The sequence below is a fragment of the Desulfurobacterium atlanticum genome (genome assembly GCF_900188395.1).
In the GTDB taxonomy this organism is placed as follows: Bacteria; Aquificota; Aquificia; order Desulfurobacteriales; family Desulfurobacteriaceae; genus Desulfurobacterium_A; species Desulfurobacterium_A atlanticum.
The window spans coordinates 39,280-65,638 of the sequence record NZ_FZOB01000003.1 but is presented as its reverse complement, the minus strand read 5'-3'; the positions used below and the strand labels follow the sequence as shown (position 1 = coordinate 65,638).

Below are 26,359 nucleotides of genomic sequence, written 5' to 3'. Positions count from 1 at the left end.
AATACCCGGGAGTGTATAAAATGTTAAAGTTTGAAATAATTGAAACTGACGGAAATGCAAGAACCGGTATCCTGAAGGGAACTCACGGACTTACAGAAACCCCATGTTTTATGCCTGTAGCCACAGCAGGAGCAGTAAAAGGGGTAAGATGGGAAGAGATTAAAGAATCAGGCTATTCCCTTGTTCTTTCAAACATCTACCATCTCTATCTGAGACCCGGCATTGAGCTCATTGAAAAGATGGGTGGCCTTCACAGGTTTATAAACTGGAACGGACTTATTCTTACAGACAGTGGAGGTTTTCAGGTTTTCAGCCTCGGAGATTTAATGAAACTCACAGAAGAGGGAGTTTATTTTCGCTCCCACATAGACGGGTCAAAACACTTTTTCTCTCCTGAACTTGTTGTTGAATTTGAAGAAAAAATAGGTGTTGATATAGGTATGGTTCTTGACGAATGCACGCCCTATCCTGCCACAAAAGAGTATGCCCTTCACTCCCTTGAAAGAACATACAGATGGGCGAAAAGAAGTGTAGAAGCAAGAAGCACCGATAAAACAGCAATTTTCGGAATCGTTCAGGGAGGAGTTTACGATGATTTAAGATTAAAAAGTGCAAAACTCACTGCAGAACTTCCTTTTGAAGGAATTGCAATTGGAGGATTAAGTGTCGGAGAACCAAAAGAGGACATGTATAGAATCACCTCTCTTATAGCTCCCAAACTGCCCTTTGAAAAACCAAGATATTTAATGGGAGTCGGGAAACCAGAAGATATTGTTGTAGCAGTAGAACATGGAGTAGATATGTTTGACTGTGTTATGCCTACAAGAAACGCACGAAACGGGACACTTTTTACATGGAACGGAAAATTGAATATAAAGAGTGCAAAGTATAAAGAAGATGAAAAGCCTATAGATGAAACCTGCGACTGCTATACCTGTAAAAACTTCTCCCGTGCATATCTGAGACATCTTTTTGCAGCGAAAGAGATAAACGCCCTGATTTTAAATTCAATACACAATCTCCACTTTTACAGCAAACTTATGGAGAAAATTAGAAAAGCTATAAAAGAAAAAAGGTTTAAAGAGTTCAAACAGGAGTTTTTCTCAAAATATAAAGTTGATGAAGAAAGCCCTTACTATCTAACATGAGAAAGAATCCAGTCTGGACGGTTTGTTGTTAAAGAGGATACTCCAAGTTTTTTAAACTGAACGGCAAGATAGGGATTGTCAACCGTCCAAACATTCCAGATAAAATCTTCATTATTTAATTTCTCCGAAAGCTTTCTTCCGTGAGAAAGGGATGAGCAGGTTGAAATTCCATCAAGCCCGGCACTTTTCACAAGTTCTATTAAATAATCGTACACAAAAGAATCTTCTGAAACGTTATACCCATACTCTGCTATAAAAAGGACTCTTACATCTTTTAATCGCTTTTTAATCTCTTTAACAAGATCATAGTTAAAACTAAAAAGAATAATGTTTTCACCATTAACTTTTCTCAAAAGAGAAACAACAGGTTCTACAGTTTCCATACCTGACTTTATCTCAACATAAAGTTCAACATTCTTAAACTTTCTTATAACATCTTTCAAAAGAGGAATTTTCTCCCCTTTAAACTCCTTTCCAAAGTAAGAACCAACATCAACCTTTTTAAGTTCGTTCCAGCTAATTTCAGAAACTTCAAAATACCTATCTCCCACCCTTTCAGTAGTTTTATCGTGAATAACAACAACTTCCCCATCCTTTGTTATATGAACATCCATCTCTATACCATCAGCACCCTGAGAAACAGCAAGAAAAAAAGCAGCAAATGTATTTTCAGGTGCGTAAAAGGAAGCTCCCCTGTGAGCAACTACTTTCAAAATCCCCTCTTTTATTTTTAGGTGGTGCCCACGGGCGGAGTTGAACCGCCGACCTCACCCTTACCAAGGGTGCGCTCTAACCTCCTGAGCCACGTGGGCAGAAATTTCAGATGAAAAATATATATTGAAAAAGTAAAAAGGCAAGGGTAATCCCTTACCGTTAGGTACCTTTTTTATTCCTTATAAGCTCCTCAAGATACTTAATCCACTCCTCCATCCCTTCACCTGTAACCGTTGAGATGGTAAAAATCTTAAGTTTTGGATTAAGAGAAAGAGCTTCCTTCTTAACTTTCTCAACATCAAAATCAAAGTAGGGAAGAAGATCTATCTTTGAAATTATAAAAACATCAGCCGTCCTAAACGCTTTCGGATACTTCGCAGGTTTATCAGGACCTTCTGGCACAGAAACAAGAACAACCCTTAAATGCTCTCCAAGGTCAAAAGAAGTAGGACAAACAAGATTTCCTACATTTTCTATAAAAAGAACATCAAGCTCTTCTCCCTCTTTAAGCTGATGTTCAAGAGCATGAAACCCTTTATGAACAAGCGGAGCTTCAAGATGGCACGCACCACCTGTTGTAAGCTGAACAGCGTAAGCACCCTTTGCCCTTACCCTTTCAGCATCTCTCTCTGTCTCTATGTCTCCTTCAAGCACACCTATTGTATATTTACCTTTCAGCATTTCTATCGTTTTCTCAAGAAGCGTTGTCTTTCCAGAACCGGGAGAACTTATAAGGTTTACAGCCAAAAGATTTTTATCATCAAAATGCTTCCTGTTCTCCTGAGCAATCCTGTCATTCTCTTTTAAAAGACTCTCTTCAAGTTTCACAGTTTTAACACTCTCATGAGTGTGCTCATGATTATGGTTATGTGAATCTGTTCCACATCCACAAACATCACACATCTTCTCCTCCTAAACATCTATTTCAAGGTCAACAATTTGCAGTTCCTCGCCAGATACGATTGTAATATTAAAAGATTTACAATAAGGACACTCCGGAAAATAGGCAGTTTCAGTTTCAAACTCCTTACCGCAATCAAAACATCTATAAACTGCAGGAACTTCAACTATCTCAAGAACTGCATTTTCTGTAAAAGGAAACTCTCTTTTCATTGTATCAAATGCAAACTTAAACGAATCAATAACAACACCAGAAAGCTTACCTATTTTCACTTTCACTTTTAAAACCTTCTTTGCGTTTTCTTTCTCTGCAATCTCTGTAATCTTTTCAAGCATTCCTATAACAAGGGATGTTTCATGCATCTTTAGAATCCTCTTCCCCTTCCATCAGTGCAAGAACCTCATCAAGAGCTTCCCATATTTCCGCCGCTGCCTGCTCACTTATAACTTCAATAGCACTTCCCACATGCACCATAACATAATCACCAACCTTTATCTCATCTTCAGGTATAAGCATAAGATTTATATTTCTCTTAACCCCTTTAGCTTCTGCAACCGCCATCGGATAATTTATCTCAACTATTTTCATCGGAACACCAACACACATGTTTAAACCTCCTTCTTTTTCTCCCACCACATCTTTTCACCATCAATTTCTTTTTTAGGTATCGGTTCAACACCTAACTTTTTAAGCTCTTCAAGAACAAGCTTCTCCACCTCATCCATTTTACTTTCAAGCTCTGGAGAAAGTTCAGTTTTTGCATCAAGAGACTTTGGAACAATACCGATAAGTTTTAAATATTCCGGTGCTGAACCTTTCATATCGTTTAGAAATAAAACTTCCTGAAGTCCTATCTGGTGCGGAGAAAGTTTTACAGGTAATCTATCTATAAAAAAATCCTCTTTATCATAAACAAATATAGAACCCGGCTCAGCATCAACAGCAACAACATCAATGATTATCATCTTTTTAATGTAGTCTATAAGTGGAGATAGAAATATCCCTGCAGTTCCCCCATCTATAAGCTCAACATTTTCAGGAAACTCGTACTTTTTTCTTAACCTCTCTATAAAATGAACACCAAACCCCTCATCCCCAAGAAGAATATTACCAACACCCATAATTCCAATCTTTTCCATAAGCTCTCCTTTAACGGTTTTATTGATACATTCAAAAAGTACCTTTTAGATTAAAGAACTTTATCAATGCACCCAAAATAAAATAAGGGGGAGCTAACTCCCCCTTTATTATTATATACCACTTTTTGAAATTTTAGTGATGGTCTTTTGGGAAAAACTTGTAACCTGAGAAAATAGAAGATATTAACCCTTCAGGACTTCTTATATCGTTCCAGGAAGCGATATAGATGTGAACAGCGGCAAAGATAGCAAAGTACCAGTTAAGAATGTGGTGAATAAATCTTGCAGTTTGCTGAGTCCCGAAGATGGAACCAAGACTAACAAAGAAACTACTTTCAGGATAGAGGAGATAGAAGCCGGTAATAAACTGAACAACTGCAAGAAGGATTGTCATAACGTATGACATTCCCGCCATCGCGTTGTGACCGGTTCTGTGCTCGTGGCTATCTGTAAGGTAAGCATAGTAAAAAGCTGTTGTTATCATATTTTTTATATTTCTTGGTGTTATAGGAGCAAAGTCCCACACTTTCTCATATTTATTACCAAAGAACCAGAGATATATTCTGGCAATCACAGCCATTGTAAAAAGCATACCGGCAACGTAGTGGATATATCTCATAATAGCCATAGTCCACTGGTGGCTTCCTTCCATCCATGTATTTGTCCAGGGCCAGTTAATGTAAAGCCCGGTAGCAATTAACACAAATATAGAAAGTGCAAACACCCAGTGGTAAACCCTTAAAAGAACACTCCACACATAAACTTTTTCATAATCTTTTCCATGACCTGCCATAGGTTTCCCTCCTTGAGGAAGTTAGGGGGCATTAGCCCCCGAAAATTACAGAGCTTTAACTTTAACTATCTCTTTACCTTCAGGGTCAATCATGTGAACAGCACACGCGATACATGGGTCAAAAGAGTGAACTGTTCTTAAAACTTCAAGAGGTTTCTCAGGTTCGGCAACAGGATTACCAATAAGTGCAGACTCATAAGGACATCTGCGTCCTTTGCTGTCCCTTGGACCTGCGTTCCAGGTAGAAGGAACAACTTCCTGATAGTTTTTCATTATGCCACCGTTGTGAACAACAGACCAGTGAGAAAGAACACCACGAGGTGCTTCATGGAATCCGCAACCTCTGATTTCACCTTTTGGATAGGAAGGTGGATTGAATATTTCAAGGTCTCCCCTTCCAATATTATCAACAAGCTGCTCCCACTGCTTAAGTGCAAGGTCTGCCATCATTGCAGCCCTGATAGCCCTTGCGATATTTCTACCTGCTGTTGACTTGAGATTCTCAATAGTAACTTCTGTTTTAGCAATGCTGCTTATCATATTAAGGGCTTTGTCAGTCCATTTTCTTGTTAATTTATGCCCTGTAAGGTACCCAACAAGAATCATTGAGAGAGGACCTACTTCCATCGGAACATAGTCGTTACCAACCTTAAATACAGGTGTCTTTGACCATGAATATTTACCTTTCTCATCTACTGTGCCATCAGCTTTAAATCCTGTGTATTTTGGCACTGTTTCCTCTTCCCAAGGATGCCTTGTCCAATCTCCATCATACCACGCATGAGTAATATTCTCAGCAACATTGTTAATAAAGTACGGATCATAGAAGCTCTTAATCTGTTTAACCTGACCGTTAATAACAGTTCCACCAGGAATATCAAACACCTCGCCTTTTGTATCCTGTGGAAGCTCAGGAACAGAAAGATAGTATTCCCCTGTTTTACCGTAGTTAAGCCACTCTTTATAGAAAGCAGAAATAGCCATACAGTCTGGGAAGTAACAGTTTTGAACAAAGTCCCTTATCTCTTCAAGAAGTTGCTTGATATAGTAAAGTCTTTCCATGTTAAGTGTGGCAACGTTATCAGGATTGATAGCAGTAGAAACACCACCAACAGCAAGGTTCTGAATGTGTGGGTTTTTACCACCAAGTATAGCAACAGCCTGGCAAGCTTTTCTCTGATAATCAAGAGCCTGGAGATAGTGAGTAACCGCAATAAGATTAACTTCTGGAGGAAGTTTCATCGCAGGATGTCCCCAGTATCCGCTTGCAAACGGACCAAGCTGACCGGAAGCTACAAACTTTTTAAGCTTTTCCTGAACAGCTTTAAATACAGATGCACCGTTAAGTTTCCAGTCTTGATAGGTTTCAGCAATAGCAGCAGCTTTTTTCGGGTCAGCTTTTAAAGCTGAAACTATATCAACCCAATCAAGTGCTGTCAGATGGTAGAAATGAACTATATGGTCCTGTAATGAGTGGGAAGCGATAATAAGGTTTCTAACCATCTGAGCGTTGTAAGGAATTTCCAGTCTAAGTGCATTTTCAACAGACCTTACAGAAGCCATAGCGTGAACTGTTGTACAAACACCACAGGTTCTCTGGGCAAACATCCACGCATCATCCGCCTTTCTTCCCTTTATAATATTTTCAATACCTCTCCACATCTGAGCAGAAGAGTAAGCATCAACAACTCGCCCGTCTTTAACTTCTACTTCTATTCTCAAGTGACCCTCTATCCTTGTAATCGGGTCAATCACAACTCTTTTTGCCATAGTTTAACCTCCATCTGGGGTTTATTTATTGATTATTCTTCCTCTTTCTTTTTGCCTTTAGCAAGACTTTTAGCTACACCGATACCTGCGTGAATTGCAAGAGCTGCAGCTGTAATTCCAAGAGCTTTCTTGCCAATATCGGTAGCATTTGCAATTGTTCCACCGTTTACTGGAAGCGGAACACCTGGAAGTCTTTCATGGAATGGACTCATAGTATCCCAGAAGTTTGGTTCTGTACATCCGTAACAACCATTACCAACAGAAACAGGCCATACTTCAACATCATTAAACCTTATAATAGAACAGTTACCAAAGGTTTCAGGTGCTTTACACCCAACTTTATAAAGACAGTAGCCAAGCCTGTGACCTACATCGCCAAACTGCTCAGCATATCTTCCTTCATCAAAGTGAGGTCTTCTTTCACAATGGTCATGAATTCTTCTTCCGTAAGCAAACAGTGGTCTTCCATAAATATCTGTTGGAGGAACTTTCTTAAATGTAAGATAATAGAGAACCGCAGAAAGAAAGTTATGTGGGTTTGGAGGACATCCACCAATATTTATTATCGGCTTATCCTTGATAATATCACCTGTAGCGACAGCTTTTGTTGGGTTTGGTCTTGCAGCTGGAATACCTCCCCATGCAGAACATGTTCCAATGTTGATGATAATAGCTGCATTCTTCGCAGCTTTCTTAAGGTTATGCTCTGCAGAATGACCACCTATCATACAGAAGTCTTCATACTCACCTGTTGGAATTGAACCTTCAACAACAAGAACATAACCAGGCTCTTCTATCGCCTTTTCAAAAGCAGCTTCAGCCTGATGTCCAGCACCAACCATCAAAGTTTCATGATACTGAAGGTCAATAAGGTCAAGAATCAAAGTTGCAAGGTCAGGATGGGAAGCCCTTAAGATAGACTCTGAACATCCTGTACACTCCTGAAAATGAAGCCATACAACTCTTGGTCTTTCAGGGCTTTCCGCTGCCTCAGCAACTTTTGTAACCATTTCCATAGGAAGTCCCATAGCAGCTGTAGCTATAGCACAAGCACGTAAAAAACCACGACGGGAGATTGTTCCCGGTAATCCCCCCGTGAACATGTTTCTGTCCATAGTTTCAACCCTCCTTTTCTTGGATTGGACATTACTGTATTTTGATTATAGAGACATCTCTCAGATAAGTCAATACTTTCTTATATAAGTAGTATTTAATATTCACTTGGTGTTACCACAATGAAATTTTAAAAACAATCAGTTTTATCTTTACTTTGGAATATTTACTAAGTCAAATTTATAAATTTACGAATAGCACTTACATAAAAAATTTATTATAATCACTATATGGTATAAACAAAAAACTATAATCGAGGAGGGAAGTATGAGAAAGAAGCTCTTACAAGTCTCTGCGTGGTTATCTGTTTTTATGCTTACATCAAATTTAAGCCATGCAGCTGTGACAAAAAAAACCATTCTTATGGACCCGGAGAAAAGGTTTGCAGACCATACCGAAGCTTTTAAAGCTCTCGGCATTACAAAGTATGAAGGAGCTAAAAGCTGTCTTCCATGCCACAAAAAGCAAGTTGAAGACGTGTTTCATTCCTACCATTTCCAGATGAGCAGTAAGTTAAACGATGTAACTAACCTTCCCGATGCAAAAGGAGGAGGAAAACATAACTATAACGACTACTGCATGTCCATCTTTTTTAACGGTCATACTATAAACTGGATAGGAAAAGTTACCCTGAAAAAAACCCCTCCTGGCCATGAAAATAAAATCACAGGTAAACTCCTAATGAGCGGATGCTCTATGTGCCATGGCGTAAGCATGGGGAAACCTGGAAATCCAAACATGTCATTTGAGGAAGCAGCAACCGATATTGACTGTCTGGTATGTCATATATCAGGATACGGAGGGGGAAAAGGAGTAAAAAGCGGGCTAAAAGTGCCTGTTAACGAAAACGGTAGATGGAGATACGAATCAAAAATAGATTTAATGAAAGTAGCCTCAAAAATTCAGAAAAGACCTTCTAAAGATGTATGTCTTTTATGCCACGCTTTCAGCGGCGGAGGAGATGGCGTAAAAAGACCTAATCTATTTTCAGGTTTAATGAGTAAAAAAATAACAAGAGAGATTGATGTGCACATGGGTTCTGGAATGGACTGTATTGATTGCCATTCCTTCCAAAACCATAAAGTAGGCACTGTTGGAGTTGACACATTTTCAAGAGAGGCAAAAGCTGTTTCATGCAGTGACTGTCATAAACAGCCTCATAAAGGCATAAAAGGATGGTTTATAGAAAATTTCCACACAGAGCATATAGCATGTCAAACATGTCATATTCCGCTTATTCATAAAAGTGAACTTCACAGAGACTGGAGTAAAATTGAATTTGAAGGAGTAAAATGGGGAGAAGAAAGAGAAATTAAAGAAAACATCATTCCAAGATATGCCTGGTGGAACGGAAAAAGAAAACTATACCTTCCGGCATTAAACGGTAAACTAATTCCGGCGAACCTTGAAGAACCTGATGAAGGTGTTGAAAATGTTATAGGTAAAATCCAGTTTACTCAACCTATTGGCAAAAAAGGAGATGGGAAAATATATCCCTTTAAATACCATTACGCAATAGTTCCATACGATACCAAACGTAATGTTCCAATTCCTATAAAGGTTGGAATTATTTTTGCAACAGGAGATAGAGATAAAGCTATAAAAATGGGAGCCAAAGCTGCTGGACTTGAATGGGATGGAAAAAGCTGGGTGGAAATCTCAAGATACTTCCAGTTAAACCACGGAGTGGCTCCAAAGGAAAAAGCACTTCACTGTCTTGATTGTCATGGACCATGGTGGTCAGAGCATAGATTACCTTTTGTAGAGCTTGGATACGGACATTTCCCCGGAATAGCTTTTGGCCTTGGAATGATTTTTACTCCGGTTATTCTCATTGGTGGAGCATTTTACATATATAAAAGGAAAAAGAACTAATCAAATTCTTTAGAGGGGGGCTCTCTTCCCCCCCTCCCAAATCTCAATTTTTTATCCTTAAAATCTCATATATTTAATTCAGAAATAAATCAATGATATGGAGGAAAACAATGATTGATGTCAGAAAGAACGCACCGGATTTTTGTCTTAAAGATGACGAAGGCAAAAAAAACTGCCTGAAAGACTTTAAAGGAAAATGGTTAGTTTTGTATTTTTATCCAAAAGATAACACGCCGGGATGCACCAAAGAAGCAGAAGAGTTCAGTAAATTGAAAGAGGAGTTTGAAAAACTGAACGCCGTAATCCTTGGTGTAAGTCCCGATTCTGTTGAAAGCCACAAAAAATTTAAAGAGAAAAAAGGATTAACTATTACTCTTTTAAGCGACCCTGAAAAAGAGGTTATAAAAACTTACGGAGCGTGGAAACTGAAAAAACGCTTTGGTAAAGAATACTACGGAGTTGTTAGAACAACCTATCTTATAGATCCTGAAGGAAAAGTTGCACATGTGTGGAAGAACGTTAGGGCTAAAGGACATGCAGAAAAAGTTCTTGAAAAACTGAAAGAACTCCAGTCTTAAATAAAAAAACCCTCCCGAGGGGAGGGTTTCCATAAGAAAAGGAGGAAGGTTCCGCAGGATTAAAAGTTCCAGTGGAATCCCATAGAAATGCTGTTCTGGGCATTTTTAGCTTCATAAGTTGGGGATGCGTTTGCAGTATCTGTAACTTTGAAATCACCTTCAAAGGCACGGACATAAGCTACATTGACCGCGAAGTGCTCACTCACCTTATAACCTGCTCCAAGCGTAATATGTGTCTCCGTTATAGCCGGAAATCCAAGAGCATTCATAACACCAATTCCATATTCATTAGACGAAGCAGCAAGATCAGGAACTGTTATGGTTTGAGCGGCATTTGAAGCAGCAGAAACATCATCTAAAGGACTTTTGGCATAGTTAAAACCAGCCCTTAAACAGAGCTTTTCAGTAGCCTTAAATTCTCCACCAACAGAATAAACAACCTGATCATCCCAGCCAAACTGTTTATATCCATCAGCACCAGACCAGTTAATCCATCTAACATCAAAACCAATTTTTACTCTTTCAGAAGGTCTTACACCAAATCCCGCTGCCACTTCTTGAGGCTGTTCAAGTTTTATATTCTCATAAGTTCCATCTCCGTTAGAATCATAAACCCTTTCATAGGTCATTGAAATAGGTGACATATAAGAAAATCCTGCTGTAAAGAATCCAGAATCATAAGCAATTCCGAAAGTTCCTCCGATTCCAAAATCCTGAGAATAACCCTGTCCCATATCAAGAGAACCCCATGCCATATGAACAGCAGCACCTAAAGAAAGATTTTCATTAAGTTGGTAAGAAAGTGCCGGCATCATTCTCATAAAAGAAAAATTGGTATTCATATTTTGAAACAGAGGAGAACTGGAATTTCTATAATCGGTACCCATACCAGAAACGCCAAAAGCCCCAAGACCAAAAACAAGTTTATCATTCAATCGCTGAGTTATTGAAAATTCAGGAATTACAAAAGTATCAGCTTTACTGGAAACTTCAGTAGTTCCGGCAGGAGTGGTTGCAGAGGCTTTTACATCTGGAAGGAACAAAGTAGCACCGAAACTAACATCAAAACCTGAAGATTTACTCATCCATGCCGGGTTTCTATAAACCTCATCTGTAGAACCAATCGGCAACCCAACACCTATTCCACCCATTGCCCTTGATACTGGTGATACTCCAATCATGTCATCACCGTTTGTGGCATCAGCCTGCGATGAAAGAAGAAAAAGACTTCCAAGACATACAGTAAAAGTCACGGCAAGCAACTTCCTTATCATGATACCCCCCTATAATACAAGTTAAATTTTACGGGTCCCTCCCCGGGAAAGGGACCCGTAAATTGATTTTTGTTAATTAACCTTACCTGTCATAATGTACTTTTCCATATATGGCATGAAATATTTAAGTATCTGTGGAAGATGACCGCTCATATAGTTTTTCATCACTTCCGGCATTAAATCCGGCATCTGTTCTTTTAGAAAATCAGGCATAGGAATTCTCTCTTCCATACCTTTAAGGAATATCGGCAAGAGTTTTGGCATCATCTCATCAAGCATTGAAGGGAAAAGTTTTGGCATCATCGGCTTCATAGCTGCAAACATTGCCTTCCTAACAGGCTGCGGTGCAGACATCATAACCTTCATCATTCCCCTGTAAGGTTCAGGCATCGCATCTATCATCTCAGGAAGATAATCAGCCATAAATCTTGCCATACCCGGCGGATCCATTATCCCTATCATAGCCTCAAATGTTCCCCACAATTCTCTTACCCACGGCTCAGGATCTTTCAGCTTATAGCCTTTAGCTTCGGCAAGAATATAGGCAAGGTCTTTTATTTGCAGGTCAGGAAGTTTACCCTCTTTAACAAGATGGTCTCTATCAACCCTCATCTTAAATTCACAGCACGGACATATTGTTGTCAGGGTATCAGCACCAGCCTCAACCGCCTCGCCAAGCTTTTTGAGACCTATTTTATGAGCCACTTCAGGATTTTTAACAAGTGTACCGGCACCACCGCAGCAAAGAGTCTTATCCCTGTTATGCTTCATCTCAACAAGTTTTATTCCCGGCACGGCTTTAAGAAGTTCTCTCGGTGGTTCTGTTACAGGAACACTTCTTCCAAGTTTACATGTATCATGGTAAGTAATGGTATCAACTCCTTCCGGTTTATTTTCAAATGTAAGTCTTCCATCTTTAACAGCATCAGCAAGAAGCTCTGTAAAATGTTTTATCTCAAACGGATACTCCACCCCCTTCTTCTCAGCTATCTCCTGGTAGTAAATCTTCCATGTTTTATAACAGGATGGGCATGATGTAACAATAGTTTTAATTCCCATCTCTTTTGCAAGTTTTGTATGATGGTCAAACATCCTCTCAACAAGATCTGTCCTTCCAGCTACAACCATAGGAATTCCACAGCACGCTTCCTGCTTGCCAAAATTTGTAAATTTGATGCCAGCATCCTTCATAAGGCGCATGGCACCTATTCCAACATCATTTTCAACAAACGCAGCTGTACAACCTGCAAAGTATAAAACATCAGTCTTCCCTTTATTTTCCTCTATATACTCTTTCAAATCATCAGGAATCCATTTATCTCTATCTTTAGAAGGTCCTGCCCATATATTGTTTTGCTGCCTCAACCCTGCTGCCATAACCTCAAGGGCAGGAAAGGCGGAAAACTTATCCTTAAGGACAAACTTCTCTCTCAGCCTGTCCCACGCATGTAGTATCGGAAGGTCTATCTGACACTCAATATCACAGAAATTACAGAGGGTACACCCAAGGAATATATCCACAAGCTCCTGACTCTCTTCAAGCCTTCCTTCTACAAGCTCTCTAAGAAATATCCATTTACTTCTTGGAGTTGTTGCTTCCCATTTATATCCACCATATTGAGTGCAGTTGTCAACACAGTAACCGCATTGAGTACAGGAATAGGCATACCAGAGAATATCTCCGGGAAATCCTTTTTTATCCTCAAAATGCTCTTTAAAATCACACTTGCTGGCAACATTGTTAGCAAGAGCTTTCATAAAAGGTTCTGTTATATTTCCAAGAGCCATTATTTTAGCCGGTTTACCCGCCTCAATAACTTTATAAGGATTCATTAAAGATTTAGGATCAACTTTCTTTTTAAACTCTTTAAGTTTTTCTACTCTCTCTTTACCAAAAATCTTCTCAGCCTCATGGGCAAAATAGTACCCGGAAGTTATCGGCTTACCGCCAAGAGAATGACCTATTTTAGAAACTGTAATTCCAAGAGCTGAAACAAACTGAAAGTCTTTTTTTCTTATATCATGTGGAATAAAACCAAGAAGAATAACTTTCCCATCTTTAACTGTAAATCCTTCAAAAACAACAGGATGCTTTATCTCCTTCCTTACTCTTTTTAAAAACTCTCCTACACTTTTAACAGGCAGAACCACTTCAGCAGGAACAACAGAAGGACCAAGCCTTTTAGCTTTCATAGGCTTAAATCTCTCTTCCCACTCATGCTCCGCTATCTCCTCAGGCTGAATTTCTCCGTTAAATTTCTTAACCAGTTCATCTATCGCACCCTTAACAATATTTTCTCTTGATTCTGGATATGCCAGAATTAACATGTATTTTTCAGGAAGTTTAGGTCTGTGAACAGGTTCAGGATGACCGTGTGGAGCTGGAGGTGGAAAAACATTCTTTACTTTACACGCATCAGGATTTATAAACGAAACACTCCAGAAAGGTATGCTGTTTTCAAAAATGTAATTTAACGCTCCACCTATACTATCCTCATCGCCAAATGCAATTACAGTAACCTTTTCTTTCTCAAGAGGCTTAACTTTTATAGTAATCTCTGTAATGATACCGGTAATACCTTCAGCATCTGCTATATAATCAAGAAGTTCCTGACCTTCAAAAATCTTAACTTCACCACTTGGAAGAACAACCTTTGCCGAAATAACATTCTCCTTAAACCAGCCATACTCATAACTCCCAATACCTGCACCACCCTGCGCAAGCCATCCTCCAACAGTTGAAGAAGGATAGCTTGACGGATAAAGTCTCAAAGTCAATCCTCTTGCTTGAAGTTCCTCATCAAGCTCCTTCCACACAACAGCAGGTTGAACGGTAGCAGTCAAATTTTCTTTATCAATGGAAATAATCTCCTTCATCCACGCAAGGTCAGCAACAACAGTATCCTCAGCAACAGGTAAAACACCACCGTAACCAGAAGAAGCCTTTGCACGGGGAACCACCCGAAACCCGTATTTCCTTGAAAGTTCTAACAGCTTTTTAGCATCATCTTCAGATAAAACTCTGACAATTCCATCAGGTTCTCTTATTCCCATCATTTTCTTAACAGGCGGAGGAAACTCTCCAAGGTCATGCCCGTAAGCGATTTTATTAAGTTTATCATCGGTAAAATTTTCCTTAAAAGTTTCTTTCAAAGCTTCTATGTAGCTCATACCATCCTCCATTAATTAATCTTATTTAAGTCGTTTCAAAAGTTTTAAGGCTGCTTCAAGCTCCCTCTCCTTTTCAGGAGAAAGGCTTTCATCTTTAAAAACACAATGTTTCAGATAACTTTCCAAAATAACTATCCCAAGGTTCTCCATCGCATTTTTGACTGCAGAAAGCTGAATAAGAACATCCTCACAATTATTTCCCTCTTCTATCATTCTCTGCAGTCCTCTTATCTGTCCCTCTATCCTCTTCAGTCTTTGAATAATTTTTCTTTTTTCCTCTTTGTTCACATCAACCATCATTCCCTCCATATATACCCTACGGGGTATAGTATATGACCTGAAAGATAAAATGTCAAGAATAGACAAATCAAAAAAACAACTATGTATTCTAAAAGATTCTCCAGACTTAGCCCTCAGGATGACCCATAAAATTATTCTATGGTTTTTTTGAAGCCGAAAGACAAAATTTGAAAATAGCCTCAAATTTGAGGAAGGTCAAAGATTGTCCTTAAGAATTAACTAAATTTTTCCAAAACTTACAGATAAGGAGAGTGGAATGAAACTGGCAATACCTGTTGACGAAAGTAGGAAAAAAATATTAAAGGTGTTTGGCACCGCTCCACAGTTTCTAATTTATGATACTGAAACAGAAGAAATTAATTTTCTAAAGAATATCTACGCATGCGGTGGATGTAAAAGTGGATGTGGTGAAGGGAAAAATGCAGCAGACCTTCTTGCAGAAAACAGCATTGACGCACTTTTAACAGCTGAAATAGCTGAAGCACCTTTCTTAAAACTTATTATGAGAAAAATAGCTGTTTATAAACTTCCAGCTGAAATTGAAAACACAGAAGAAGCAATAAGTTATTTTAAAGAAGGAAAAGCAAAAATATCATACAGACATTTTTAAGATAAAAAGGGGGCTTTGCCCCCTTTTTATTACTCAACCTCAACTGTAACTTCTTCGCTGTGCCAGAGACCGTGAAGGTTACAGTAAGCATGTGCTGTTAAAGTAGCTGTTTCCTCAAGCTTCACCTTAAACACAACTTCAGAAGCTGCCTTTTCAGCTTCAAAAGATGCTTTTGCAACTAAAAAGTTCCCTGCCCAGAGAGAAACAAACTCTATCCAGTGTTCTTTTGTGTTTGGATGTGGAATGTCTTTACCAACAACAACTTTCACATCAAACCACTCACCCTTCTTAACTTTTGCCGGTGCCTCAACTACTGGAGTATGCTTTCTCTTTCCTTCCGGTTCTGGTCCAAATACTTTCATTGCTACCTCCTTTAAATCGTTTAGATTATTAATAACAATTCTCATTATACCACAACTTATCTTAACATTCCCTGAACTATAACTTCAACAGCTTCATCTTCTGTTAATCCTCTTGCCATAAGAGTCTCAAGCTGTTTCTTGTCAAGACTACCTATCGCAGCTTCATGGGTGACCTTAGCAGTCTCATTATTCACAACCACAATAGGGACAGCTTTCAGTTTTGCATCATTACTTCTTATAACCTCAGAACAGTCTATATGCCCTCTTGAATAATCACCTAAACCATAAGTTTCACCGTAAAACTCTGCAACTGTATTCCCAAGAGCCATAAGCCTGCTTTTTGCTATAGCACGGGAATATTTCCCTTTAAGATAGATAACATCTGTTACATAGATTTCATCACCATCTTTTCCGGCAATCTTTGCCTCAATATCAACATTCGCATAATCCATAACATCCACTTTATATTTAATGTTAACTTTACCAGCCTTCACAGTGTTTATCTTGAAAAGACTTTTATAAAATCCTCTTTCCTCAACAACACCTTCAGCATACGCATCAATTAAAATATCGGTATCTTCAGAGTGGTAATGAATTTCTGTAACATCAAGAGAAGCATTTTTTGCCACTTTAAATTTCGTCTTACTTCTATGGTTTATTTTTCCACCTTTAAAAGCGCAATGAGAAATAAGTTTTATATCCGCATCCTTACCGACGTTAACTTCTATATTAACAAGCTGGTCACCGGTTCCAAGTTTTGAAAGGCAGAAATGAACCGGTTTGTCAACCTTTACCCCGGGTAAAACTGTAAGAGTTACATCAACTCTATCATCAAAAAGCTGTTTTTCAAGAACTATACCCGGATAGGGAACTTCTCTAATAACATCATGCCCTTCTATTATTACAGAAGGATTTTTGAGAATATCCTTTGGAAGCCCCAGACCAAAAAGATTATCTAAAATACCGTTTTTTGTCCCTTTCATTATCCTTCCTCCTTATGGGTTTCTTTCTGTTCAAAATCAAGAACTTCACACACTTTACACTCTTCAAACTGCTTTTTTATCGTTTCAGGATCTGATGTTTTTATAACTTTTCCATTACAGAGAAGAGAGGCTCTATCGGCAGAAGAGAGAAGTTTTTCGTTGTGTGTTATCATCAAAATCGTAATTCCATCATTTTTCATCTCCTGAAGAACACCCTGAAAATCCTCTATAGACGTAAAATCTATTCCGGAATCTATCTCATCAAGCACTGCAAAATCCGGTTTCATTGCAAGAATACTGGCAAGCTCAACTCTCTTTCTTTCACCTCCAGAAAGTGATTCATCAACAAACCTTTTAAGATATACTTTTGGGTCAAGACCAACAGCTTCAAGGCACTTATCTATATCAAGATCCGGATTATTTTTGCCTGAAATTTTTAGATAATCCTCTATCGTCAATCCTTCAAATCTTGCAGGTTCCTGCCATGCAAGAGTTAAACCCAGCCTTGCCCTTTCATATATGGAAAGTCCATTTATCAGTTTATCTTTAAAAATAATCTCTCCGGAAGTCGGCTCTGAAAGACCGTTAATTCCCATAATCAAAGATGCCAGTGTAGATTTACCTGCACCATTTGGGCCGAGAATAGCATGAAGCTCACCTTTGTTGATTGTAAGATTAACACCCCTTAAAATTTCCTTATCCTCCACTTTCAACTTTACATCATTTAACGCAAGTACCGGTATCTCCATATTTAACCTCCTGATTACCTTTCTGATATTGTAATTTATGAATCAAGCATTGCATGTCAAGCACCATTTAGATATTATTAAAAATGATTTCTATTTTTAAAAACCTTTATATCCTACCTTAAGGACAAGATCAAATATTTTTTATAAAATTATGGAAACTTATATAGGTGTGCAAAAATCAGGGAGATATTGTGAAAATAGTAATCGTTGGTGCCGGCCAGGTCGGGAAAGAGTTGGTAAAAAGAGTAAAAAAAGAGTGGGAGATAACCATAATTGATAACGACGAAAATAAGCTTAAGCAAATCATTGAACTTCTTGACAGTGGGGCTTTGAACAGAACCACCCTAATACAGGGGGATGGAACAAGCAAATTAATTTTAAAAAGGGCAGGATTAGAGGATGCGAAGGTTTTTGTTGCCTGTACAGGAGATGATGAAGCAAACCTTGAAGCGTGCAGAATAGCAAAAGAGGAAAACGTCCCTTCAATCTTTGCAGTATCAAACCATGTAGACCACGATAAATGGTTTGAAAAAGAAGAAATAGAATGTATAAATAAAGCGGTTGCTACAGCTTCTCAACTTGAAAGAAGAATATCATCAGGAGTCGTAGCAGCAACCAACATAGGTCTTGGAAAAGGTGAAATAGTAGAAGTAACCATATTGCCAACATCAATGCTTGTAGGATATCCCGTTACAAAATTCAGCTCAAGAAGATGGAAAATCGCAGCCATTTACAGAGACAATAAATTACTCCTCCCAAGCAAAAAGACCGTAATAAAACCCGGTGACAAAGTTTTAATCATCGGAGAACCAAAAATTCTGAAACATATAGTTGGACTTATCCGCTCAGGTGAAGCTCAGTTTCCCGCTCAATTTGGTTCAGAAGAGATAATTCTTCTAAAAGAAAACAACCACCAAAATATGGTGGCTGTAAAAGATGCTACATTTATGGGGAAAAATACAAAGATAAACCTAATTGCTGTATATACATGCTTTAATGAAGAGAAAGAGCATCTTAAACAGATATTCTCAACAGAAGCACCAGACCAGACACTTAAAATAGAAACTTTACAGTTTTGTGAAAAAGAGTTCATAGAGAAAGCAAAAGACGAAGATGTGGGAATAATAGTTCTTCCTGATATTTATAAGGAATTTCCTCTATTCTTTGGTAAAAGAAGTTTTCCTATTGAAGTTGCTGAAGAAACAGTTACTCCAGTTCTTATAGGAAGAGGAACTGCTCCATATAAAAACATTCTCGTCCCTGTTTCAGGTTCATTTAACGGATACCGAGCTCTTGAAATAGGAATAGAAATCTCTCTCCAGATAGAAGCAAAAATTTCTGTTGTTTACGTAACATCCGATAAAAGCGCTGATGAAGAGAAGATAAGAATCATAAGTGATAAAATAATAAAGTTTGCAAACCTTTATAAGCAGGACATAAAGTTCATTCTCAAAGAGGGAAATCCTGTTACAGAAGTTGCTAAACTCAGTAAAAAGTTTGATCTTGCTATCATAGGAGCAAGAAAAGGTAAAAAAACAAACTGGTTCAATCCTTATCCCCCTTATCATATGGTTCACAGAACAAAATGTTCAACACTACTAACATGTGTAGGTGAATAATGGATAAAAGTCTGGTAGTTTCAATTGTGCTTTTAACAACAGGTATATTTCTTGCACCTTTTATAAGTAACCTTTTAAGAATTCCTGTAGCTGTTGGAGAGGTTATATACGGTATTATATTAGGAAATTCCTTCCTCCAGCTAATTCACCAATCCCAGTGGCTTGATTTTTTATCAAATTTTGGCTTTCTTGTGCTTATGTTTATGGCAGGACTTGAAGTTAAACTTTCAGAAATAAGGGAGCTTTCTGGAAGAGAAAAGTTTGTCGTTTTTACAATACCCATTCTAATATTTACAGTAGCCTTTGCGTTCGGAGGTTTCTTCCATCTTAAACCGATAGTTTCCATAGCGATAGGAGCGGTTTCTGTCGGCATTATCGTTTCTGTTTTAAGAGAAATAGGACAGCTCTCATCTCCTTACGGAAAACTTGTTTTTCTGACAGGCACAGCAGGAGAATTCTTAAGTATCTTTGTTCTTACGATATACTCCATCCTTGTAAAGTTTGGATTCGGAGTAACATTTTTTATCAAAATAGGACAACTTATAGCTTTTTTTATAGTAGCAAGAGTTATTCTTATAATTCTTAAAAGCCTTATGTGGTGGTATCCCGAAGAGATAAAAATCTACTTTGAAAAAAATCCAACTGAAATCGGAGCAAGAATAAGTATAGCTATAATGTTCGCTCTTTCAGCCCTTGCCACTTTAATAGATGTGGAACCGATACTTGGAGCATTTATCGCTGGAATGATATTTTCAACAGTATTCCCGAACACAGAAAAGATAGAGGAAAAGCTCTCAGGAATAAGTTTTGGCTTTTTAATTCCTGTATTTTTTATCTATGTAGGAATTAAATTTAAAATGCCCGGCCTTGATACCCATCTTCTAATGCTTTTAGGACTTCTGATACTTGGCAGTTATCTTGCAAAAATACTCCCTTCTCTGCTTATGATTTTAACAGGAATAAGTTTCAAGCGTGCTGTTTCAGCAGGATTTCTCCTTTCTGCACCGCTGACTCTCGTTATCGTTACAGCTGAAATGGGCAAAGCTCTTAACCTTATAGACCACCACACAGAAGCCGCTCTCATTCTTCTTGCTATAATCACAGGTATCATCTCTCCCGTATTTTTTAACATTCTTAATAAAGGAAGCAAGGTTGAGAATAACCATTCTTGACGGATACGTTGATGAACCAACCTGCCTTGGAGTCCCTCCGTATCTTGCTACATATCCAAGATACATAGCAGGGGCTCTTGTATGTGCAGGAATTCCTGAAGAATCCATAGAATACACAACCATTGACGCTTACAGAACATCGGAAAAAGAAAGAGAAAAGGTTGAAAGTGCAGATATACTGTTTGTGGTTGCAGGTTTAACGGTTCCCGGCAGATACCTCGGAGGAACACCTATAACGGCAAAAGAGATAACCGAAATCGGGAAACTCCCTGTATTCAAAATAATCGGTGGTCCCATACAGTTTGGATTTGCCATGAAAGGAGGGGTGGCTGCAAAATCTCTTGATATATCGGACTACAATATTGTGGTCAGCGGAGATATTGAAGCGTGTGCCGAAATTATTGGAAAGAAGCTTTTAAACGGTGAAACTCTATCTGACGGAAGGATAAAAGCTAAAAGAACAGCCAGAGATATTGACAGATATGCACCGTGCGGTGCTTTTATAGTAAAAAAACACCCGAACTTTCCACATATAATCTGCGAAATAGAAACTTACAGGGGCTGCGAAAGAGAAAAACACTGCTCCTACTGTACCGAAAAATTTTACGGAAATCCGGACTTTAGAACGATTAAAGGTGTTGAAGAAGAGGTTAAAGCTTTTTACAGCTACGGCGTAAAGTATTTTCGCATAGGCAGACAGCCAAACATTTTAGGATTTATGTCAAAAAAGGAAGACGGTGAATTCCCACAGCCAAATCCTGAAGCGATATGTTCACTTTTTAAAAGAGTAAGAGAAGGAAAAGAGATAAAAACCCTCCACATAGACAACGTTAATGCAGGAACCATCTACCGGTTTCCTGAAAAATCAAAAGAAGCTTTAAAATGTATAGCACATTATGACACCGAAGGAGATGTTGCCGCCTTTGGTCTTGAAAGTGCCGATGAAGATGTTATAAAGAGAAACAATCTCAAAGTTGATGTTGATGGAATATTTGAAGCGATAAAGATAGTTAATGAAATCGGAAGGTTTAAAGAGAGAGAAAACGGCCTTTACAAACTTTTACCCGGTGTAAATTTCCTTGTGGGACTTCCGGGAGAAACAAAAGAAACTTTCAGGAAAAATATAGACTTCCTCAAAAAAGTGGTTGACAACGGCCTTCTTTTAAGGCGTATAAACATAAGACAGGTGATGGTTTTCGAAGGAACAGATATTGCCGATATGGTGAAAAAACCGAAAACAAAATTCAAAAAAGAGTTTGAAAAATTCAAGCAGTTTGTAAGGGAAGAGATAGACCTTCCGATGATGAAAGCTGTATTCCCGAAAGGAACAGTTATAAAAGATGTTCTTCTTGAAGCTTATGACGGCGGACACACTCTCGGCAGACAGCTTGCCACCTACCCTGTGCTTATCAGAATCCCCGATAAACTACCCTTAAAACAGATGATAGACATCGTTGTTGTTTCCCACAGAGAACGCTCTCTAATAGGGCTGCCCTTTCCCTTTAACCTTAACACTGCTTCACTAAAGCTTATCTCCTTCCTTCCGGGAATTTCAAAAAAAGCTGCATCTGACATTATCCTGAAAAGACCGTTCAAAAGCACAGCCGAAGCACTTAAACTTTTCCCGGCTCTTGAAAAAGTGAAAGATATGATTACTGTTTAAATTTTAAGTTTGGCTTATAAACAGGTAAAGAACTGTAAATTTTAAGAGATTCTTCGGGCTGCGCCCTCAGAATGACAGAAAAAGCCGTTTTTGCAACTAAATTTACTCTAATAGAATAAAAGCAATTGAATCTTTTCCAAAACCCTTTCCAAAGTATCTTCAGAAACCCTTGCTATAAACGATACCTTCCTAATATTCCAATCCAAATTACGAATCTGATCTGCAAGAATAACACCTCTTACAGGACAATTAGCCGGTAGAGAAACTTCAATCGGACAGAATAAACCTAAGTTCGTCTTTTCATTATAAAGTTTGGGAGATAAGCATATAGCAGGTCTTTTTCCGGCTTGTTCATGCCCTGCTTGTGGTGAAAAGTATAACCATAAAATATCCCCTCTTTCAGGAATGTACTTACCACTCTTCTTCTCCACTCTTTTCACCCCAATCAATTTCACTATGTAGATTCTCAGGAGTTACCTGTTTTAACAACTCTTCTAACTGCCTCCTTTTGTTAGGAATAATTACCAGCTTGTTATCTTCAAGTTTTAACTCCACTTCCGTATCAGGACAAAGACCAATTTCTTTAGCAAACGCTGAGGGAATTCTTACAGCCAGACTGTTTCCCCATTTTTGAACCTTAGTAAGCATCTTCTTTCTCCATATTGATTTATGTATAAAATACCATGGAGTAAACAAGGGATTTTTTTCAGAAAACTACATAAGCACTAAAAATTCACATTCCTGAAGAATGTGCTTTAGGTATGCTTCTGCTTCCTTCAACTACAATACCTCAACTTCCTCAATATACGGCTTTATATAAGGGCTTATACCCTCTTCTGTAACTAAATCTACCTTTACTCCGGTTATACCCTCCAGGTACTCTTTAAGGTCAATAAACTCAAGCAGGGTAGGAGTCTCTTCGAAGGAAACCATTAAGTCAAGGTCACTCTCTTCCTTCTGATTACCCCTAACGTAGGAACCGAAAACCTTAAGATGTTTAACCCTATACGTTTCTCTGAGCTCCTCCTGGTGTTCCTTTAAAATTTGAATTATCTCTTGAAGAGTTTTTCCTGTCCTTCTGACCTTCAACTTTACGTAACCTCTTCTTTAATAGTGTCTAAGGTTTTTATGCATGCTTTCCATTCCATATAGTCATCCCAAGCCTCAAAATTTTCAGGTGATGACTTTAGCTCTCTTTCAAATTCCTCAAAAGTTTTTCCATACTTGGTTTCAAATAGTCTTACACATTCAGAAGCCCGGTGCAACTTGTAGAGAAGTTCTGCCTTATAAATGTTTATTGCTGACTATTAAAGGTATTTTGATTCTCCTCTAAAAGGATTAACTATATGTAAATTTTCCGAAATTTTTTGATTATGTTGCATATCTTCTGTATACAGTATTTCACAATTATTCTCCAGAGCTGATGCAATTATTAGACTGTCATAATAGCTGTACCTGTATCTTCTTTTTACTTCATGAGCTTTTAGAACTGTGCTTAATGTTACAGGAACTACTTCAAGAAGCTCAGTAATTTCTAAAATAACCGAAACAACTTCATCTTCACTCTTCCTGAATTTCTTATACAAAACGTTTGATAATTCATTTAAAACCTGAACAGAAGTAATACTATTGTTTTCAACAATTATCTTTTGCGATACGACCGCTTTTTCTGGTTCATCCTCAGAATAAGCGTAGATAAGAACATTCGTATCAACAAAAACTTTTTTCATCTACTTTCTGCCTCTTCCCTATTAAACTTGAAATCTTTAGTCTTTAGCCTGACACTTTTAAACTTACCAGTTAAATTTACCTGTTTGATGAGCTTTCTTATAGCTTCTTCCAAGGTTTTAGCTTTTATTTGTAAATTTACCTTTTCGTCAAGTTCTATGACTATCTTTCCCATTTTCTTGTTCCTCCAACGGTAAAATATTTCGTTCCTACAGACACGTCTTTCGTCAGAAAAGGGAACTACCACTATATCATAATTTATGCCTTACAAAACCGTTCCGTGCTCCTTAAACCAGAAATTTGGTGAGGTGAATCCCTAACTTTGCAATCTTGCGGATTGCTTATAATGGCTTATGAAGAATTTTTGACACAATTTTATAAAGGGCAATATATATTAGCAGATTCTTTCTGTTAACTTTACTAACTTTATAATCTCCAAAATTTCTTTTTTGTGACACTTTTTCAGCACCTTTCCGGAACCACAAGGACATGGTTTGTTCCAATTAATCAGATAAGATTTTTTTCTAAACTTGCAACCGAATTCCAGAAGTTTGGCAGCAATTTTTCTTTTTATAAAGAGTCTTTCTGTAAGAAAATCTAGAATTCCTCTTTTCCCATGGCTATACTCACCAGATAACCACATTCCTGTCTTTTCGTAATACAGCCGATTGGCAAAAAATGGCTCTACAAATTTTTCCATGAAATTTAATATACTGGGAACACGCATTAATTCTTCTGTTATTATGGAAGGGATAGTTAAACAGCAACGTCCCTCTTTATCTATATGTCTATCCATATCTCTGGGGATATCTCCTCCTATCTCTTTTACAACAGGCACACTTCGCGGGAAATTTCTATTAAATTCAATTTCAACTTCGAAACAGTCAATATTATTGATATTAATGAGGCCTTTCAATTCATTAACTAAAGTTTATTATTTCTTCATATCTTACTCTTTTTAAGATATCTGGAAAGCCAAGAAAAGAAATTCGAATATTCTTTTCTTTAAAAAAGTTCTTAAGGAAGTCGATATTTAATTCCAAACTATCTTTTACCTTTTCTACCTCACTAAATTTATACCACACTTTATCTTGGAAAGAGGAATTATAAATAATCACGGTGATTTTCTTTTTCTTTCTGTCCTTTATTTCAGGAGAAATAGAAAGAAGTTGCAAAAGATAGTTATTTAACAGGTCATCTTGTGGAAAGGAGTAACCTATTACTACTATATGGTCAGCTTTTATAAACTCTGTAAAAGCCTTTAATTTCGTTTTCTTTAGAAAGTCAGGTTCATCAAGTTTGAATATAGTTTGAACTGACAAAGGAATATCTTCAAAATAAGTAGGATGTTCACAAATTGGACAGAAAAGCATATCGGGTTTTCCTGACTTATAAGGTACATAGAAGTATCTCCCTTTGTACTTGCTTACCACTTTTTTGAAATCTCTTGGATCAGGTATTAAATCGGACAGGAATATGTCTTGAACACCTTTTAGTGTATAAATATCAGTATCTCTTATGCGTGTGGGCATTATAAAAAATGCCTGATGACAATGAGGACACATGCGAAGATTAAAGAGACCATGAACTGCATGTAGTTTCGTTAGCCTATATACAACATTGGATAGAAATTTTGTTTTCTCAGTATAACTTCTTTTTGTTAAATAGTTTACTTGAGACGCCATATCATCAGTTGCCAAATGATAACCTTTAGAAGAATTTTTAGATTCAGAAAGATAAATAATTGGACCAGAAACACCAATGTCAGTATAAAACTGTAGGATTAAATCGTATTCGAGTGCTCTATTTTCTTCTTCATAATTGATATTTCTGTTAACTTTGAACAGAATAAAAGGGAGAAAAGGATCCCAATTAAAGGTGAGAAACCTAACAGGTAAAGTGAACCAGTCTCTGTTAGTTAACTTTTCTAAAGAATCGTCAGGGATATTTCTATATTCGCTTAAAATATCTTTGAAAAAGAAGTAGTACTTCTTCGCAACTTTGGCCTCAACTGGTTTCTGTAGAAGCAACTTAAAGATTTTGAAAAAGAAATACCTATAGAAGTTAAAAGCTCCTGAAACATTATAAGAACGCATATAAGTTATCAGATTCTTATTATTCCTGTGGATGAAGTTATCTTGTATAGGAAGTGCAATACCATAAGCCTGTGCCTTTGAAAGCAAGGTAAGAAATTCAACTAATGAAGGTTTTTCATTATGCAACTTCTTCTGATTCTTATAGAGGCTATAAAGATTTTTAAAAGCAATCCAGTCTATCCTTTCAGGCATCATTTTTAAGTAATGAAAAAATGCTTTTCCATCTCCATCAGGAAAAGAATCAATATAAGCTCTAACAATTTTTCTTATTGCTCTCTCTTGTAAATCCTCAACATCTCTAATGGAACGAGATTTTTTATCTGTATCTAAAAGAATATGGAAGACATCCTTCAAATGGGATATATCAAGATTACTGATTCTTTCTCTGGATAGTTTCTCTTGAAGTCTTGTTAATCTTTCCTCCAAAGGAGAATCATCACACATAATATCAATAGCTTCTCCAATTCTTTCTGTCGTTAATAACCCAAGATTAACGGAAAAGCCAGAACCTATGATGAAGAGAGTTTTCATATTATCCCATCCAAAGTACACTTTTAAGATCTTTATCTAAATCATCTTTAGAGGTTATTCTTATTATCAC

At 37.6% G+C, this 26,359-nt stretch carries 28 protein-coding genes and 1 tRNA gene; 7 read left to right on the top strand and 22 right to left on the bottom strand.

Annotated features, from left to right (window positions below; genetic code table 11):
* Positions 1-20: 20 nt before the first annotated feature.
* Entirely contained in the window at positions 21-1,148 is a 1,128-nt protein-coding gene (gene tgt / locus CHB58_RS02990; RefSeq protein ID WP_089322626.1) for a tRNA guanosine(34) transglycosylase Tgt, read from the top strand.
* On the opposite strand, the gene CHB58_RS02985 is transcribed toward tgt, so the two are convergent.
* From CHB58_RS02985 to CHB58_RS02945, 9 genes are all read right to left on the bottom strand, one after another.
* On the bottom strand, positions 1,136-1,861 hold the full coding sequence (locus CHB58_RS02985) for a glycerophosphodiester phosphodiesterase (protein ID WP_180706415.1): 726 nt from the start codon (positions 1,859-1,861) through the stop codon (positions 1,136-1,138). The two genes, tgt and CHB58_RS02985, sit on opposite strands and share 13 nt — an antisense overlap.
* 22 nt (positions 1,862-1,883) lie before the next feature.
* Positions 1,884-1,960 (bottom strand) — tRNA-Thr (locus CHB58_RS02980).
* Between the two features lie 61 nt (positions 1,961-2,021).
* A complete protein-coding gene (gene hypB, locus CHB58_RS02975) occupies positions 2,022-2,765 on the bottom strand; it encodes a hydrogenase nickel incorporation protein HypB (protein ID WP_089322624.1) in 744 nt (247 codons plus the stop codon).
* Positions 2,766-2,774: 9 nt separating this feature from the next.
* A complete protein-coding gene (hypA, locus tag CHB58_RS02970) occupies positions 2,775-3,125 on the bottom strand; it encodes a hydrogenase maturation nickel metallochaperone HypA (RefSeq protein WP_089322623.1) in 351 nt (116 codons plus the stop codon).
* Positions 3,118-3,369 carry a HypC/HybG/HupF family hydrogenase formation chaperone gene (locus CHB58_RS02965; protein ID WP_089322622.1) on the bottom strand — a complete coding sequence of 84 codons (252 nt, stop codon included), beginning with the start codon at positions 3,367-3,369 and terminating at the stop codon, positions 3,118-3,120. The genes hypA and CHB58_RS02965 overlap by 8 nt, the downstream gene beginning before the upstream one ends.
* Positions 3,370-3,371: 2 nt before the next feature.
* Positions 3,372-3,902, bottom strand: coding sequence for a HyaD/HybD family hydrogenase maturation endopeptidase (locus tag CHB58_RS02960; RefSeq protein ID WP_089322621.1), 531 nt, complete (start codon positions 3,900-3,902; stop codon positions 3,372-3,374).
* 133 nt (positions 3,903-4,035) lie between these two features.
* A complete protein-coding gene (gene cybH / locus CHB58_RS02955; protein ID WP_089322620.1) occupies positions 4,036-4,695 on the bottom strand; it encodes a Ni/Fe-hydrogenase, b-type cytochrome subunit in 660 nt (219 codons plus the stop codon).
* A 45-nt stretch (positions 4,696-4,740) separates the two neighbouring features.
* Positions 4,741-6,465: a nickel-dependent hydrogenase large subunit gene (locus tag CHB58_RS02950; protein ID WP_089322619.1), complete on the bottom strand. Its 1,725-nt coding sequence runs from the start codon at positions 6,463-6,465 to the stop codon at positions 4,741-4,743.
* A 32-nt stretch (positions 6,466-6,497) separates the two neighbouring features.
* Positions 6,498-7,580 (bottom strand): hydrogenase small subunit, encoded by a 1,083-nt coding sequence (locus CHB58_RS02945; RefSeq protein WP_089322618.1) that lies wholly within the window; start codon positions 7,578-7,580, stop codon positions 6,498-6,500.
* Between the two features lie 265 nt (positions 7,581-7,845).
* On the opposite strand from CHB58_RS02945, the gene CHB58_RS02940 reads away from it, so the two are divergent.
* Together CHB58_RS02940 and bcp are read left to right on the top strand one after the other, a co-directional pair.
* A complete protein-coding gene (locus CHB58_RS02940; RefSeq protein WP_089322617.1) occupies positions 7,846-9,453 on the top strand; it encodes a hypothetical protein in 1,608 nt (535 codons plus the stop codon).
* Between the two features lie 110 nt (positions 9,454-9,563).
* The gene (bcp, locus tag CHB58_RS02935; protein WP_089322616.1) at positions 9,564-10,031 is read left to right on the top strand and encodes a thioredoxin-dependent thiol peroxidase; all 468 of its coding nucleotides are present in this window, start codon (positions 9,564-9,566) and stop codon (positions 10,029-10,031) included.
* 59 nt (positions 10,032-10,090) lie between these two features.
* On the opposite strand, the gene CHB58_RS02930 is transcribed toward bcp, so the two are convergent.
* The 3 genes from CHB58_RS02930 to CHB58_RS02920 all read right to left on the bottom strand — a co-directional run bounded on the left by CHB58_RS02930 (position 10,091) and on the right by CHB58_RS02920 (position 14,773).
* Positions 10,091-11,305: an OmpP1/FadL family transporter gene (locus CHB58_RS02930; protein ID WP_089322615.1), complete on the bottom strand. Its 1,215-nt coding sequence runs from the start codon at positions 11,303-11,305 to the stop codon at positions 10,091-10,093.
* Between the two features lie 72 nt (positions 11,306-11,377).
* Complete coding sequence (locus CHB58_RS02925) at positions 11,378-14,476, bottom strand: FAD-binding and (Fe-S)-binding domain-containing protein (protein ID WP_180706414.1); 3,099 nt, start codon at positions 14,474-14,476, stop codon at positions 11,378-11,380.
* A gap of 21 nt (positions 14,477-14,497) precedes the next feature.
* Positions 14,498-14,773, bottom strand: coding sequence for a metal-sensitive transcriptional regulator (locus CHB58_RS02920; RefSeq protein WP_180706413.1), 276 nt, complete (start codon positions 14,771-14,773; stop codon positions 14,498-14,500).
* Positions 14,774-15,032: 259 nt separating this feature from the next.
* On the opposite strand from CHB58_RS02920, the gene CHB58_RS02915 reads away from it, so the two are divergent.
* Positions 15,033-15,386 carry a NifB/NifX family molybdenum-iron cluster-binding protein gene (locus CHB58_RS02915; RefSeq protein WP_089322612.1) on the top strand — a complete coding sequence of 118 codons (354 nt, stop codon included), beginning with the start codon at positions 15,033-15,035 and terminating at the stop codon, positions 15,384-15,386.
* 29 nt (positions 15,387-15,415) lie between these two features.
* Here the strand turns inward: CHB58_RS02915 and CHB58_RS02910 are convergent, their stop codons facing one another.
* From CHB58_RS02910 to CHB58_RS02900, 3 genes are read right to left on the bottom strand one after another with little or no spacing between them, the layout of a single operon-like run.
* Positions 15,416-15,748 (bottom strand): class II SORL domain-containing protein, encoded by a 333-nt coding sequence (locus CHB58_RS02910; RefSeq protein WP_089322611.1) that lies wholly within the window; start codon positions 15,746-15,748, stop codon positions 15,416-15,418.
* Positions 15,749-15,804: 56 nt separating this feature from the next.
* Positions 15,805-16,731 carry a SufB/SufD family protein gene (locus CHB58_RS02905; protein ID WP_089322610.1) on the bottom strand — a complete coding sequence of 309 codons (927 nt, stop codon included), beginning with the start codon at positions 16,729-16,731 and terminating at the stop codon, positions 15,805-15,807.
* On the bottom strand, positions 16,731-17,480 hold the full coding sequence (locus CHB58_RS02900) for an ABC transporter ATP-binding protein (protein ID WP_089322609.1): 750 nt from the start codon (positions 17,478-17,480) through the stop codon (positions 16,731-16,733). The genes CHB58_RS02905 and CHB58_RS02900 overlap by 1 nt, the downstream gene beginning before the upstream one ends.
* 191 nt (positions 17,481-17,671) lie before the next feature.
* Here CHB58_RS02900 and CHB58_RS02895 point away from each other — a divergent pair, with 191 nt between their 5' ends.
* The 3 genes from CHB58_RS02895 to CHB58_RS02885 are packed head-to-tail and all read left to right on the top strand — an operon-like array spanning position 17,672 to position 21,934.
* Positions 17,672-19,099: an NAD-binding protein gene (locus CHB58_RS02895; RefSeq protein ID WP_089322608.1), complete on the top strand. Its 1,428-nt coding sequence runs from the start codon at positions 17,672-17,674 to the stop codon at positions 19,097-19,099.
* Complete coding sequence (locus CHB58_RS02890) at positions 19,099-20,271, top strand: cation:proton antiporter (protein ID WP_089322607.1); 1,173 nt, start codon at positions 19,099-19,101, stop codon at positions 20,269-20,271. Before CHB58_RS02895 ends, CHB58_RS02890 begins: the two co-directional genes overlap by 1 nt.
* The gene (locus CHB58_RS02885) at positions 20,252-21,934 is read left to right on the top strand and encodes a radical SAM protein (protein ID WP_089322606.1); all 1,683 of its coding nucleotides are present in this window, start codon (positions 20,252-20,254) and stop codon (positions 21,932-21,934) included. Before CHB58_RS02890 ends, CHB58_RS02885 begins: the two co-directional genes overlap by 20 nt.
* 107 nt (positions 21,935-22,041) lie before the next feature.
* Here the strand turns inward: CHB58_RS02885 and CHB58_RS02880 are convergent, their stop codons facing one another.
* The 7 genes from CHB58_RS02880 to CHB58_RS02850 form a co-directional block, all read right to left on the bottom strand.
* Positions 22,042-22,365, bottom strand: a complete 324-nt coding sequence (locus CHB58_RS02880) for a type II toxin-antitoxin system PemK/MazF family toxin (protein WP_089322605.1) — start codon at positions 22,363-22,365, stop codon at positions 22,042-22,044.
* Positions 22,346-22,582 carry an AbrB/MazE/SpoVT family DNA-binding domain-containing protein gene (locus CHB58_RS02875; protein ID WP_089322604.1) on the bottom strand — a complete coding sequence of 79 codons (237 nt, stop codon included), beginning with the start codon at positions 22,580-22,582 and terminating at the stop codon, positions 22,346-22,348. Before CHB58_RS02875 ends, CHB58_RS02880 begins: the two co-directional genes overlap by 20 nt.
* Before the next feature lie 132 nt (positions 22,583-22,714).
* Entirely contained in the window at positions 22,715-23,023 is a 309-nt protein-coding gene (locus tag CHB58_RS02870; protein WP_089322603.1) for a nucleotidyltransferase family protein, read from the bottom strand.
* Positions 23,024-23,241: 218 nt separating this feature from the next.
* A complete protein-coding gene (locus CHB58_RS02860) occupies positions 23,242-23,664 on the bottom strand; it encodes a PIN domain-containing protein (protein WP_089322601.1) in 423 nt (140 codons plus the stop codon).
* The gene (locus tag CHB58_RS09040; RefSeq protein ID WP_180706412.1) at positions 23,661-23,837 is read right to left on the bottom strand and encodes a hypothetical protein; all 177 of its coding nucleotides are present in this window, start codon (positions 23,835-23,837) and stop codon (positions 23,661-23,663) included. The genes CHB58_RS02860 and CHB58_RS09040 overlap by 4 nt, the downstream gene beginning before the upstream one ends.
* A gap of 219 nt (positions 23,838-24,056) precedes the next feature.
* On the bottom strand, positions 24,057-24,578 hold the full coding sequence (locus tag CHB58_RS02855) for an SEC-C metal-binding domain-containing protein (RefSeq protein WP_219350060.1): 522 nt from the start codon (positions 24,576-24,578) through the stop codon (positions 24,057-24,059).
* 4 nt (positions 24,579-24,582) lie between these two features.
* Positions 24,583-26,289 carry a hypothetical protein gene (locus CHB58_RS02850; protein ID WP_089322599.1) on the bottom strand — a complete coding sequence of 569 codons (1,707 nt, stop codon included), beginning with the start codon at positions 26,287-26,289 and terminating at the stop codon, positions 24,583-24,585.
* Positions 26,290-26,359: the final 70 nt, after the last annotated feature.

Coding starts and splice junctions, on each gene's coding strand:
- tgt (WP_089322626.1), top strand. CDS start 21: ATGTTAAAGTTTGAAATAATTGAAACTGACGGAAATGCAAGAACCGGT.
- hypB (WP_089322624.1), bottom strand. CDS start 2,765: ATGTGTGATGTTTGTGGATGTGGAACAGATTCACATAACCATAATCAT.
- hypA (WP_089322623.1), bottom strand. CDS start 3,125: ATGCATGAAACATCCCTTGTTATAGGAATGCTTGAAAAGATTACAGAG.
- CHB58_RS02965 (WP_089322622.1), bottom strand. CDS start 3,369: ATGTGTGTTGGTGTTCCGATGAAAATAGTTGAGATAAATTATCCGATG.
- CHB58_RS02960 (WP_089322621.1), bottom strand. CDS start 3,902: ATGGAAAAGATTGGAATTATGGGTGTTGGTAATATTCTTCTTGGGGAT.
- cybH (WP_089322620.1), bottom strand. CDS start 4,695: ATGGCAGGTCATGGAAAAGATTATGAAAAAGTTTATGTGTGGAGTGTT.
- CHB58_RS02950 (WP_089322619.1), bottom strand. CDS start 6,465: ATGGCAAAAAGAGTTGTGATTGACCCGATTACAAGGATAGAGGGTCAC.
- CHB58_RS02945 (WP_089322618.1), bottom strand. CDS start 7,580: ATGGACAGAAACATGTTCACGGGGGGATTACCGGGAACAATCTCCCGT.
- CHB58_RS02940 (WP_089322617.1), top strand. CDS start 7,846: ATGAGAAAGAAGCTCTTACAAGTCTCTGCGTGGTTATCTGTTTTTATG.
- bcp (WP_089322616.1), top strand. CDS start 9,564: ATGATTGATGTCAGAAAGAACGCACCGGATTTTTGTCTTAAAGATGAC.
- CHB58_RS02930 (WP_089322615.1), bottom strand. CDS start 11,305: ATGATAAGGAAGTTGCTTGCCGTGACTTTTACTGTATGTCTTGGAAGT.
- CHB58_RS02925 (WP_180706414.1), bottom strand. CDS start 14,476: ATGAGCTACATAGAAGCTTTGAAAGAAACTTTTAAGGAAAATTTTACC.
- CHB58_RS02920 (WP_180706413.1), bottom strand. CDS start 14,773: ATGGTTGATGTGAACAAAGAGGAAAAAAGAAAAATTATTCAAAGACTG.
- CHB58_RS02915 (WP_089322612.1), top strand. CDS start 15,033: ATGAAACTGGCAATACCTGTTGACGAAAGTAGGAAAAAAATATTAAAG.
- CHB58_RS02910 (WP_089322611.1), bottom strand. CDS start 15,748: ATGAAAGTATTTGGACCAGAACCGGAAGGAAAGAGAAAGCATACTCCA.
- CHB58_RS02905 (WP_089322610.1), bottom strand. CDS start 16,731: ATGAAAGGGACAAAAAACGGTATTTTAGATAATCTTTTTGGTCTGGGG.
- CHB58_RS02900 (WP_089322609.1), bottom strand. CDS start 17,480: ATGGAGATACCGGTACTTGCGTTAAATGATGTAAAGTTGAAAGTGGAG.
- CHB58_RS02890 (WP_089322607.1), top strand. CDS start 19,099: ATGGATAAAAGTCTGGTAGTTTCAATTGTGCTTTTAACAACAGGTATA.
- CHB58_RS02875 (WP_089322604.1), bottom strand. CDS start 22,582: ATGCTTACTAAGGTTCAAAAATGGGGAAACAGTCTGGCTGTAAGAATT.
- CHB58_RS02860 (WP_089322601.1), bottom strand. CDS start 23,664: ATGAAAAAAGTTTTTGTTGATACGAATGTTCTTATCTACGCTTATTCT.
- CHB58_RS09040 (WP_180706412.1), bottom strand. CDS start 23,837: ATGGGAAAGATAGTCATAGAACTTGACGAAAAGGTAAATTTACAAATA.
- CHB58_RS02850 (WP_089322599.1), bottom strand. CDS start 26,289: ATGAAAACTCTCTTCATCATAGGTTCTGGCTTTTCCGTTAATCTTGGG.